This window comes from Paenibacillus donghaensis, assembly GCF_002192415.1.
Lineage (GTDB): Bacteria > Bacillota > Bacilli > Paenibacillales > Paenibacillaceae > Paenibacillus_AQ > Paenibacillus_AQ donghaensis.
The window spans coordinates 2,833,396-2,845,213 of sequence record NZ_CP021780.1 but is presented as its reverse complement, the minus strand read 5'-3'; the positions used below and the strand labels follow the sequence as shown (position 1 = coordinate 2,845,213).

General features: G+C 49.4%; 7 protein-coding genes and 1 pseudogene. 7 read left to right on the top strand and 1 reads right to left on the bottom strand.

Going from position 1 to position 11,818, the window contains the following annotated elements:
- Positions 1–200 precede the first annotated feature (200 nt).
- Entirely contained in the window at positions 201–746 is a 546-nt protein-coding gene (locus B9T62_RS12390; RefSeq protein WP_087915535.1) for a TetR/AcrR family transcriptional regulator, read from the top strand.
- A 304-nt stretch (positions 747–1,050) separates the two neighbouring features.
- Positions 1,051–1,353 (top strand): annotated as a pseudogene (locus B9T62_RS12385) (MFS transporter); the annotation flags it as partial.
- Between the two features lie 194 nt (positions 1,354–1,547).
- On the opposite strand, the gene B9T62_RS12380 reads toward B9T62_RS12385, so the two are convergent.
- The gene (locus tag B9T62_RS12380; RefSeq protein WP_087920252.1) at positions 1,548–4,346 is read right to left on the bottom strand and encodes a glycoside hydrolase family 2 TIM barrel-domain containing protein; all 2,799 of its coding nucleotides are present in this window, start codon (positions 4,344–4,346) and stop codon (positions 1,548–1,550) included.
- Between the two features lie 250 nt (positions 4,347–4,596).
- Between B9T62_RS12380 and B9T62_RS12375 the strand changes: the two genes are divergently transcribed.
- The 5 genes from B9T62_RS12375 to B9T62_RS12355 all read left to right on the top strand — a co-directional run bounded on the left by B9T62_RS12375 (position 4,597) and on the right by B9T62_RS12355 (position 11,761).
- Complete coding sequence (locus B9T62_RS12375) at positions 4,597–6,387, top strand: cache domain-containing sensor histidine kinase (protein WP_087915533.1); 1,791 nt, start codon at positions 4,597–4,599, stop codon at positions 6,385–6,387.
- Positions 6,380–7,939 (top strand): response regulator transcription factor, encoded by a 1,560-nt coding sequence (locus B9T62_RS12370; RefSeq protein ID WP_087915532.1) that lies wholly within the window; start codon positions 6,380–6,382, stop codon positions 7,937–7,939. Before B9T62_RS12375 ends, B9T62_RS12370 begins: the two co-directional genes overlap by 8 nt.
- Positions 7,940–8,065: 126 nt before the next feature.
- Positions 8,066–9,022 carry an ABC transporter permease gene (locus tag B9T62_RS12365; protein ID WP_087915531.1) on the top strand — a complete coding sequence of 319 codons (957 nt, stop codon included), beginning with the start codon at positions 8,066–8,068 and terminating at the stop codon, positions 9,020–9,022.
- Positions 9,023–9,031: 9 nt separating this feature from the next.
- Positions 9,032–9,934 carry a carbohydrate ABC transporter permease gene (locus B9T62_RS12360; protein WP_087915530.1) on the top strand — a complete coding sequence of 301 codons (903 nt, stop codon included), beginning with the start codon at positions 9,032–9,034 and terminating at the stop codon, positions 9,932–9,934.
- 81 nt (positions 9,935–10,015) lie between these two features.
- Positions 10,016–11,761: an ABC transporter substrate-binding protein gene (locus tag B9T62_RS12355; protein ID WP_087915529.1), complete on the top strand. Its 1,746-nt coding sequence runs from the start codon at positions 10,016–10,018 to the stop codon at positions 11,759–11,761.
- Positions 11,762–11,818: the final 57 nt, after the last annotated feature.

Sequence of the window (11,818 nt, the reverse complement as noted above, 5' to 3'; positions counted from 1 at the left end):
ATATAATTATATATAGATACATAAAACCTGCAATTGTTAATTGAACGTGATTTGTTAAGTAACGAACATATTCTTGATATTTGTTAATTAATTATTGATATTCAGCTTATGTCAGGAAATAAATATTGATATATTAATGAACATCTGTTAATAATTAAAATGCATTTGTCAATTAACTCAGAAAGTTTGGTGACGATCACGTGACTAAAGTGGATAGAAGAATCAGAAAATCTCAAGAAGCCATAAAAACAGCTGTCATTGAACTGATGACTGAAAAAAATTTCGATGATATCACTCTACAGGATATTTCCGACAGGGCAGATGTAAGCAGAGGAACGATTTATCTTCATTACGTGGATAAGTATGATCTATTAAATAAACTGATTGATGGGCATATGAATGAATTACAGGAAATTTGCAAATCGGTTGCGGATCTGGAATGGAAGGACTCTATTATTCCTTGGTTTAAATATTTGGAAAGAAATTATTTGTTTTTCTCGACGATGTTAGCCAGTAAGGGAGCTGCACAATTCCGCAACCGGTTAGTTGAATATCTCACTGAGGATTTCAAAGAGGAAGTTCAATTGTCCAAAGTCAGAAATTCCATAAATGAAGATATAATTCTTCAGTATGTTGTTATGTCTTATGTAGGGGTAGTTGAGTGGTGGATCAAGAATGGGATGCCTCACCCACCAGAGGTTATGTCAGAACAACTAGGATTTTTGATTGAAATGAACCTGGGATAACGCTGTGATTGTTCAGACGAGGATTTTCACAGACTTCCCCCTCCCTAATCATATTTATCGGCTCCGCCCCTCTCACTATACATTTCATCTCTCCATCCATCTAAATTCTATTACGTTGAGTTAATTTAACATCTCTTTAACAAGAGAATAACAATTCCCCAACATCTCATGGGCACAATAAAGAGGCTGCAAGGGAAGTTAATTTCTGATGCAAGAGATACTAAATTAACGTATTTTGAAAGGATGGAGTGGAGTGGGTAAAGAGATAGGAGTAAACATCAGTTCCCTAAAAAGAGGGCCCATTATGTTCATTATGATTTTGGGCGCTTTTCTTGCGACGCTGAATCAGACGATAATGAGTGTTGCTGTGCCGGAACTAATGAGCGATTTCAGTATATCGGCCTCAACCGCCCAGTGGCTGACAACGGGCTATATGCTGGTTAACGGTGTGCTGATTCCAATTACGGCTTACTTAATGCAACGATTTACTACGCGTGAGCTGTTCCAAAGCTCTATGCTTATCTTTCTGGTGGGTACGATTCTATCAGCCTTAGCGGGAAACTTCCCTGTTCTGCTGACCGGACGTTTGATTCAGGCAGTTGGTGCAGCATAGTTGGCTTACTGCTCTCCTTGTTCATCAAACAAGTTGGACAAGCAATCGAGAACCAGCCCGAAACGAAGCTGAGAAAGATTCCTGTGAAAGGAGTCTGAGCTGTAAATGGACAAAAAAGCCAAGCAGGCCATTGAAAGACTAATGGCTGCTTGGCTTTTTGCAACAACGGGAATCAAAATCATGTCGGTTTATTGAATGAGCTGAAGAAGCTCTGCTCTGCTTGCTTCAACCTGCGGCTTGAATTCCTTGGATGTCATATAACCGGCCAGGCTTGACAGGAACTGCTTGCCTTCAGGCGTTTCGCCTGCTTTACCGGCATCCAGGGCGCAGACCAGCAGCTTGCCAGCGCCTACGCGGCACTCAAACAGGAAGCCCAGCTTATGATTGCGTTCAAAGTTGTCGATCGTCTGCACAATTGGACTCCATTCCCGGCTGGTTCCGTCCAGGATGATCGATTTCGAGTTCTGAATAATACTCCACCAAGGGTAAGTGGAATGTTGCTCGCACGGGAAGTCACGGAACACAGGATGGCTGTTGTCGATCAGAAGCCCCATGGTGCCGACAGGCACCGGCTTGTTCATGCTCTCGGAGATAGACCGGAACATCGGGTAACACCAGAAATCCGTACTATAAAAGCCTTCCACAGCGTTGTGCAGCGACTCCGGTTTCGGCATGAGCAGTACATTCTCACCTTGCTCCAGCAGCACAAACGCCTCATCGGACAGCTCTTCGAAGACGCGGATGCCCCCAAGCCCGGCGCCGCTCTTCTCCGGATAAATCCACAGGTCGTAGCTCTTGCGGATATCTGTACCTGCGATCTTCAGGTTAAGTGCGGCTTGGGTCATGCTCCCAACAGCAGGAAGATCGATAGCAAGTTGACAGATATCGATGTAATTAGTCCCTGCTGGCACATCCGCTTCGGCTGTGCCTTCCGCCAGTATTCCGCCGGGTGCTGTCAATTCCCAGTGAAGCTCTAGAGTACCCGGAGTCCCGCTCCGGAACCAGCTCAGTTCGACACTGGCGCTGAAGCGTTCTCCAGCGACATAGTTATATTTCGGGAATCTTGCCATCAGGACGGCATCGCTGCAGAAGGTGCGCCATTCCTCCGGTGTGATCATTCCCTTGGAATCCATGAAGGCATCCAGGATGCCAACCAAGGCTGTTCCCTGCCCGCTGAAATCCTGCAGATCCAGCAACTGGAAGCCGGCAAGTCTACGGGAGCGGAAGGCTGCTTCCAGCTCCTCTTTGTAACAGGCTACCGCCAGCTGTCCCGAGCTTTCGAAATATTGGGCCGCGAGGTGGCCCAGTCCGTTGCTTTCCAGACGTTCACGGAAGATTTTGAAATTCTCGGCTTGGAGCGGACCGTTGTATTTGCCAATCTCCTCATAATTCGGATAGGTTGCGTACTGTCCAATCTCATGAGAGATTACAGGGATCTTCGGAATCCATTCCCCGGACGTACCCCCCAGCTGCACCGTCTTGGCTTCGGTGCCGTACTGGATTTGGATGGTGCCCCCAGCCTCTGCGTCTACGGAATTCTCGTTCTGTAGCTCCGGAGGAACGATCTGATCGTCATAATCCTTCATCGTACCCGGCAGATCCGTCTGGACATGACCCAACGGTGCGTCACACATAGCATAAGAGCCTCTGAATAACCGTTCTCTGGAAAAACGCACTCCGCAGAAGAAGTCTTCATGCTCCAGAACTTCCGGTACCCATTGGTGGTTATTGGAGCCCTGTGTATACAGATGCCTGTCGTCAAATGCTTTATAGTCTCTCAGAATGGAATCGATCTTGGTTCTGCTGCCCCACAGCTCGTTGCCGAGCGACATCATCACGAATGACGGGTGATTGCCGAACGCCTGCAGAATGGCATATCCTTCGCTGACCAGATAGTCTTGCTCCGCCTGGTTATGACCCTCGTCGGTTGGTTCCGTAATCGTTCCCCAGAACGGAAGCTCCGGCTCCATGTAGATGCCGAGCATGTCCGCAGCGGTAAAGGCTGCTTCCGGCGGGCAGCAGGTGTGGAAACGGTAATGATTGATGCCATAGGACTTGGAGATCCCTAGTATTCTCAGCCATTCTTCTACGTCAGTGGGAGCATACCCGGTTAAAGGGAAGATCAGGCCATCATGTTTGCCGCGCAGAAAGGTCTTCTCCCCGTTGATCGTAAACTTGTCGCCGTCCGTTTTAAATTCACTTAAGCCGAAGACCTGCTCATTTCGGTCTACTGTTTCACCTTCTCTATCTTTCAGGACAAGGCTAATGTTATAGAGATTGGGTGCGGTTTCACTCCAGAGCAGCGCATCCATATCCAATTGATAGTCGATGGTGAACTCTCCGGGGGAGATTGTGAACTCCCGCTCGGGTACGGAATGTGGGGTCAGGCTGTTGAAGCTTGAGGCCGACACAGCGAAAGTGCCATCAGCCGTTCCTTCCAGAGTTGCAGTGATTCGGACCGATCGGGCAGACAGATCAGGCTCAAGCCAGATTCCGCTCAAATACGACTCGCTGTAGAATTGAAGTTCGATGCGCCCGGTGATTCCATTCCAGTTGGTCTGGGTATCCGGCGAAGTTAGATGTCCGCCTTTGGTTGGATAGTCGGTATTGTCGACGCGGATGGTGAGTGTCTGAGTGCCTGCCCGGAGCTTGCCGGTCAATTCGTAAATATGGGCTGTGTTCAGGCTGTTACGGCTGCCAACCTCTTGGCCATCCAGCCAGAGCGTCGTAAGCCGTGTTCGTTCCAGATATAGATAACATGTCGTCCCGGCAAGCTCCTCCGGAATAACGATCTCCTTCGAATACCAGGCATGCCCTTCAAACCGGTATTCATCTGTCAATGCGCTTACCAAGACCTCTTCATTCATCGGTCCCTTGCGGGCGTGTGATGTCGTGCCCGGTAAAGTAATGACATCTGAATAAGGCAGCAGCAGCCCCTGCTTCCCCATATCCAATTGCAACTTCCATTCGCCTTCAAGGCTGATCATTGTCTGCAACACTATCGCTCCTCTGATGTTAATCTCTATGTTTTCTGAATCAGTCTGTGAATCTCCCCCTAATTACCTTCTCTTTGAACATATCCTTTTCCTGCTCCAGCCCATTTTTCTTCTCGGCGGTCTTCCAAACAACATAAATGAAGACAATAAATGCATATTTAATAATATTTAATGGGATTGAGTTTAGTTGTATACTTTCGTGTAAGCGTTATCAATTCTATCGACGGAGGTGGTCACATTCGTGTATTCCCGCATTATCACCTTAATGAATAATCTGAGGCTTAGGACCAAGCTCTTCCTGTCATTCGGCTGTGTCGCCCTGATTCCGGTGTTGATTGCAGGGGTGTTTCTGACTAGTGAACTGCGGAATATAGCGATGGGCAATGCGTTGGAGCAGATTACAGCCAATGTGGACCGGGTCAAAAAAAGGACCGGCGAGATGCTGGGCGTCCCGCTCGACATCGCTTACCGGCTGTCCAATGACAGCCGTCTGGAGGAGGCCGCCAATTACCGCTATATGTCAGTATATGATGTTGTGGAAGCTTATTGGAACTACCCTGATTTCCGTGAATTTGTCCGGCTGTACAACGAAATCTCCAGCATCCGCCTCTATATAGACAACCCGACGGTTCTGGACAACTGGGAGTTTCTGCAGACGGATGAGCAGGTCACACAGGAGCAGTGGTACCGAACAGCAATCGCCCAGAGGAGTCTGGTCTGCTGGAATTATATCCGGGATAACCGCAATGGGCAGTATTATCTCAGCCTGATCCGCAAAGTGGATTTCCTGAATCAGCGTACCACCGGTGTGCTGGTGGTGAATGTGAATACGGATAAACTCAATGATATCCTGAACCAGGAGACCTTTGAAACCCTGATTGTGGATGAGAACGACAATATTGTGGCTTCAAACCGAGAAGACCATTTGGGCAAAACGCTGGGCGATATTAACTTCAGGCCTGTAACCTCCGCCGCCGGGCAAGGTCCCTACGATGTAACGATTGACGGCAAAGCCTTCAAAACACTGATTGATGACTGGCATCCCGGGGGAAGCCTGAACAGTCTGCGCATCATCTCCATCTTCTCAGTGGAAAGTATCGTGGAGGAGCCCAACCGGATCATCTCACTGGCTTCTTTGGTGATTATTTCCGCATTAATTATGGCTATTCTGCTTATCTACTATTTCTCACGGCTGCTCACCGGACGGATGCTGCACTTAAGCAAACATATCTCCAAGGTCGGTTCCGGGAATTTGGGGGCTATGCTCGTTATTGACGGTACAGATGAGATCGGCCAGCTCGCGAGACAGTTCAATCATATGGTACGGAACATTAACGACCTGATGAGCGAGGTGCAGGAAACCAACCGCCAAAAAAATGCCATCGAGCTGAAGCAGAATGAGATTAAATTCAAAATGATGGCCAGCCAGATCAACCCCCATTTTCTCTTCAATGCGCTGGAGTCCATTCGGATGAAGGCTCATGTCAGGGGCCAGGCCGATATTTCCCAAGTTGTGCGGCTGCTGGGTAAAATGATGCGTAAAAACCTGGAGGTTGGCAATGGGATGATTAGCCTGCAAAGTGAGCTGGAGACCGTAAACTGCTACCTGGTCATCCAGAAATTCCGCTATGATGACAGGCTTTCCTATGAGCTTCATGTGGACCCTAAGGCCAATCCCGTTCAGATTCCACCCCTGATTATTCAGCCGCTGGTGGAGAATTGTGTCATCCATGGGCTGGAGAACCGGATAGACGGCGGCATGGTCCGGGTGGATATCCGCCTTGAAGAGGAACAGCTCAAAGTCCAGGTCTCCGATAATGGAACAGGCATGACGAAAGCGCGGACCCAAGAAATCCGGGAGATGCTGGAGAACAAGGATGACTATGAAACCAACAATATCGGGATGCGCAATGTTCATTTGCGGCTCAAGCTGACCTACGGTCCGCAGTGCGGCCTCACCCTGGCAAGTCAAAGCGGATTCGGAACGCAGATCAGCTTCGCGATCCCCCTGAGGAGAGATTCTTATGTATAGTGTGTTGATTGTGGATGATGAACAAGCAATCCGCGAGGGACTCGCGGCGCTTCTGGACTGGGAGAGTCTTGGATATCAGGTCGTTGACACCGCGGCCAATGCCATTGAAGCCAGGCATAAATATGAGCTCTATTCGCCCGATCTGATGATTATAGATATCCGCATGCCCGGCAGAGATGGTCTGGAGCTTATTCAAGAGCTGCGGGAAGACGATCCGGATATGCACATTATTATCCTCAGCGGATACGCTGATTTCAGCTATGCCAAGCGTGCGATGGCTTACGGCATAGACAACTATTTGCTGAAACCGGTGGATGAAGAAGAATTGCAGCAATATTTATCCAGTCTGTACGCAGAGCTGAATACGAGAATCGCCCATCGCAGGAAACATGCTGCCGTCAAGGTCTGGAGCCGGGAAATGCTGGTACAATCCCTGCTGATGGAGAGTAACCCCGAGGCTCCGCCCGTGATGGAAGTAACCGTACTTGAAGCAGGACTGCTCTGGGATTCCTATCAGGTGGTTTTGGTCCGGCTGCTGCTCCAGGACAATGCAGACAACGGACCTTCAACCGCCGTGAAAGCGAGGCTTTCGGCACGCTTTGAGGAGCATGACTGGGGAATTGTTTTCTCGCTGGACTCTTATTTGGGTGTGCTGCTGCAGCCCTCTTTTCAGAAGGAGCTTGTCGGTAAATTATTGGTTCAGGCGATCCAGGAAGCCGTAACTGTCCAAGGGCTTGAATGCATTATTACCGCGGGCGATATGGTAGATTCCCTGGAGGCTCTCTCTGTCTCCTACCAATCAGCGCTGGCACGCATGAAGGACCATTTCTTCTACGATGAGCCAGGGATGATTGGACCCGATTCCCTGAAGCTAAAGGAAGAGCTCCCGGTCCGACCGGAGGAAGTGGAGCACAGGCTTGAGTCTGTAGTGGACCGCCTGTATTTTGCCATGGATATCGGCAGCAGCGGGGTGATACTTTCCCTGATCCATGAAACCGGAGAACTGATGATCGCAGCCCATTATTCTGAAATGGCTGTGAAATCGCGATATGTACGTTTGGTCACTTACCTGATCAACAAGCTCTCGCTTCAATACAGGGAGCTAAGTCTTCAGCACAACCGAACAGATGAGCAGATCGAGCAGATCTATAAACAACCCTCACTGCCTGGGCTGCAGCGCTATATCACCACTCTGCTGGAGCAATATGCAGGCGGCATAACCCGTGACGATATGGAGGTCTTAATGAAACGTATGCTGGACCTCATCCACCGCCATTATGATCAGAACCTGAAACTCGATACACTTGCGGACGTGTTCACATACAGCAGCGCCTATCTTGGCAAGCTTTTCAAGAACAGCACGGGTTACTCCTTCAACAGCTATCTGGACAAAGTCCGCATTGAGAAAGCCAAGGAACTGCTGGATCAGGGCTGCAAAATCCATCAGGCAGCAAGCGGAGTCGGCTTCAGTGATGTGGATTATTTTCGTGAAAAGTTCAAGAAAGTTGAAGGCATCGCTCCTTCCGTCTACCGCAGAAAAGACTCAATATAAATGCATCTATTTTCAGAAAGCGCTTACGAAAAGAGCTGATTCCCCCCTGTTTTTTATAGAAAATGTTCGGGTGTTTCCCTGATTCTCTGTAGTTTATGATTGTGCCATATCGAAGGAGGGACATAAATGAAAGCGATTACCACCAAAGTCCAACCGGAGCCTAAGAAATCTCCCTTACGTATTTGGCCAACCTTCTTGCAGCAGAAATATCTCTATATGATGGCCATTCCGTTTGTGCTCTGGGCATTTGTATTCAACTATCTGCCTTTATGGGGATGGACGATGGCCTTTCAGAAATACAAGCCCGGCAAAGCCTTTTTCGAGCAGAAATGGGTCGGCCTGCAGTACTTCAGGGAGCTGTTCCAGGATGAGCAATTCTTCAATGCGCTGCGCAACACGCTAGCGATGAGCCTTATGGGCCTGCTGGCCGGATTCATCATTCCCATTATATTCGCAATCCTGCTGAACGAGGTGCGCCTGCAGGTTCTGAAGCGTTTTGTACAGACGGTCTCTTATCTGCCCCACTTTGTGTCCTGGGTGGTTGCCGCCGGAATTATCAGCAAGATGCTATCTACGGATAACGGGGCGGTGAACGATCTGCTGCTAGGCCTCCATCTGATCAGTGAACCCATTCAATTCATGGCCAAAGGCCATTTATTCTGGGGGATTGTCACGGCTTCGGATGTCTGGAAGGAAACGGGCTGGAACACGATTATCTATCTCGCAGCCATTTCGGGTATTGGCCCGGAGCTGTATGAAGCAGCTAGGGTAGATGGCGCGAGCCGGCTGCAGCAGGTAAGACACATAACCATGCCGGGAATCCGGACAACGATTATTATCCTGCTCATCATGTCGATTGGGCATTTAATCAGTATCGGCTTCGAGAAGCAGTTCCTGCTCGGCAATAACCTGGTGCGCGATTACTCGCAGACGCTGGATCTGTACGCACTGAACTACGGGCTGGGGATGGGACGCTTCTCCTTCGGTACAGCCATTAACATCTTCAACTCTGTGGTGAGTGTGATTCTGCTGTTTGTCGCCAACGGGATTTTCAAAAAAATAACGAAGGAAAGTATCATTTAGGAGGCCCTTATGCTGAGTAAAAAACTGGCCGCCGCGCCTTGGTCGGACCGCATCTTCGATTTGGTTGTCTATGTTGCGATTACCGTGGTGACCATTGCCACGTTATATCCTTTTTTGAATGTACTGGCGATTTCCTTCAACGACTCTATGGATAGCATCAAGGGTGGGATAACGATCTTCCCTCGCGTGTTCACCTTTAAGAATTATGAGACCATCTTTGCCTACTCCGGATTAATGACCGGACTCAAGATCTCTATTCTGCGCACAATCATCGGTACGATACTCGGTCTGATCAGCGCCTCCATGCTGGCCTTCACCCTGAGCCGGGTGGACTTTCAGGCCCGCAAGTTCGTCTCCACGTTCCTGGCGCTCACGATGTACGTATCGGGCGGACTGATTCCTATCTATATCCTGATCAAGAATCTGCATATGATGGGGACCTTCGGTGTGTATGTCCTCCCCACTCTTGTCAGCGCATTCAATGTATTCGTCATCCGTTCCTTCATCGACGGCCTGCCTTATGCCCTGCAGGAATCCGCCAAGCTGGACGGGGCCAATGACTTCACCATTTACTGGCGGATCATTCTCCCGCTGACCAAACCGGCGCTGGCAACCATTGCCCTGTTCCTGGCCGTCGGCCAGTGGAATTCCTGGTTCGACACCTATCTCTACAACGGTTCCAAGGATGAGCTGACCACCCTGCAGTTTGAGCTGATGAAAGTTATCCAGAGCACGACGACCAACGCGGATAACTTCCGCGGCCGGAATATGACCGAGGTGATGGCGCAAATCTCCCCGGAATCAGTCAAAATGGCGATCACCATCGTCGTCACGGTGCCCATTCTGGTTGTTTATCCGTTTTTGCAGCGTTACTTTGTTAAAGGCATGACTCTGGGTTCCGTCAAAAGCTAAGCTAGTCCGCGTTCTGGTATCAGCAGGCACTGCCTGTGTATACAATACATTTCAAAAAAGATAAAGGGAGGGTTTCTATTCATGACAAGAAAGACAGCGAAACCGTACGTGGTGCTAATGGTCTTGACCTTGCTTCTCAGTGTGCTGGCAGGCTGCAGCGGTTCAAGCAATAATAAGAATACGGCTGATAATCCGGCCGCCACTGAGGCGGCTAATGAAGGCAGTGCGACTGCAGAGGCTACGGCGGAAGCCGAAGATTTAAGTCCGCTGACACTGTCCTTCTTCGCGGAAGATCCTAATCCGAACTGGAACAATATGAAAGACGATGTCAGTAAAATGCTGACCGAGAAAACAGGCGTCACTCTCGATGCGGAATTTGCCGTCGGCGACCCGCAGCAAAAAATTGCCCTGATCGCAGCCGGTGGTGATTATCCCGATATTATCTCCGCCAAAGCGGATATCGGCAAGCTGGTGGATGCCGGAGCGGTCATCGATCTGACCGAATTGATCGACAAACATGCGCCTAATATCAAACGTGTACTCGGCGACAACCTCGCCCGGGCGAAATATAACAATGATGACCAGTCCATCTATGCCATTCCCACCTGGGCAGCTGTAGATGAGAAGAAATTCGTGGCTGGCGGCGGGTTTGAGCTGCAGCACCGCGTGGTGAAGGAAGCCGGATATCCGGAGATTCGGACGGTTAAAGATTATGAGAATGTGATCAAAGCCTATCTGGAGAAGCATCCTACCGATGAGAACGGCAACAAGAACATCGGGGTATCCCTTAATGCGGATGATTGGCATATGTACATTTCGGTCACCAACCCTGCCGTTGCTACCACTGGCGGCTCGGATGACGGGGAATATTACATCGATCAGGAGACCCATGAGGCCATTTATCACTTCCGCCGACCGGAGGAGAAAGAATATTTCCGCTGGCTGAACCATATGAATGACATCGGCCTGCTTGACAAGGAGAGCTTCGTTCAGAAGTATGACCAATACAAAGCTAAAGTCGCTACCGGACGGGTACTTGGCTTGATTGACCAGGACTGGGACTATAATGACGCCCAGCAGTCATTGAAGACGGCAGGCAAATTCGATCAGACCTATGGCCACTATCCGGTAACTCTGACGGAAGAATATAAGGAAACCAGCTTCTGGCCTACCGGCTTCATGGGCGGGTATGGCATCTCGATCTCCACCACGAACCCGGACCCGGTCCGCACGATTAAGTTCCTGGATTATCTCGCTTCCGACGAAGGGCAAATCCTCAACAACTGGGGAATTGAAGGCAAGCATTATGTCGTGGAGAATGGCAAGCGTGTAGTTCCAGCAGAAGTTCAGGACCGTATCAACAACGACAATATGGCCTTCACCAAGGAATCCGGCATCAGCTTCTACTGGAATATGATGGTCCATTACGGCGACGGTGCCAAGGACTCTACCGGCAACTACTATACGAAGAACTTCCCGGAACAGCTGCTGCTTGGTTACAGCGATGTGGAGAAAGAGACCCTGACTGCCTATAACGCAACGACATGGAAGGATCTCTTCCCGAAAGAAGAAGAATTCAAGGAAAAAGCCTATGGAGCGGCCTGGAACATCGCTCTTCCGGGCGAGGATGAAGTCACTATTCTAGGCAACAAAATGAGAGATATTACCTGGAAACGCATTCCTCAGGCCATCCTGGCGAAACCAGCGGATTTCGATAAAGTCTGGGATGACTATATGGCTGACCTGGATAAAGCCGGGGTTGAGAAAATGGAAAAAGGTTATACCCAATATGTTCAGGACCGTGTAGAGTTATGGAGTGCTGAATAAGAGCTAACTATAAATAAGAGGCGTCCTCCTCTGGAGAGACGCCTCTTATTTATAATA

Bases quoted from the DNA above. Each gene is read 5' to 3' on its own strand.
- B9T62_RS12355 (WP_087915529.1), top strand. From the start codon at position 10,016: ATGACAAGAAAGACAGCGAAACCGTACGTGGTGCTAATGGTCTTGACC.
- B9T62_RS12380 (WP_087920252.1), bottom strand. From the start codon at position 4,346: ATGATCAGCCTTGAAGGCGAATGGAAGTTGCAATTGGATATGGGGAAG.
- B9T62_RS12370 (WP_087915532.1), top strand. From the start codon at position 6,380: ATGTATAGTGTGTTGATTGTGGATGATGAACAAGCAATCCGCGAGGGA.
- B9T62_RS12365 (WP_087915531.1), top strand. From the start codon at position 8,066: ATGAAAGCGATTACCACCAAAGTCCAACCGGAGCCTAAGAAATCTCCC.
- B9T62_RS12360 (WP_087915530.1), top strand. From the start codon at position 9,032: ATGCTGAGTAAAAAACTGGCCGCCGCGCCTTGGTCGGACCGCATCTTC.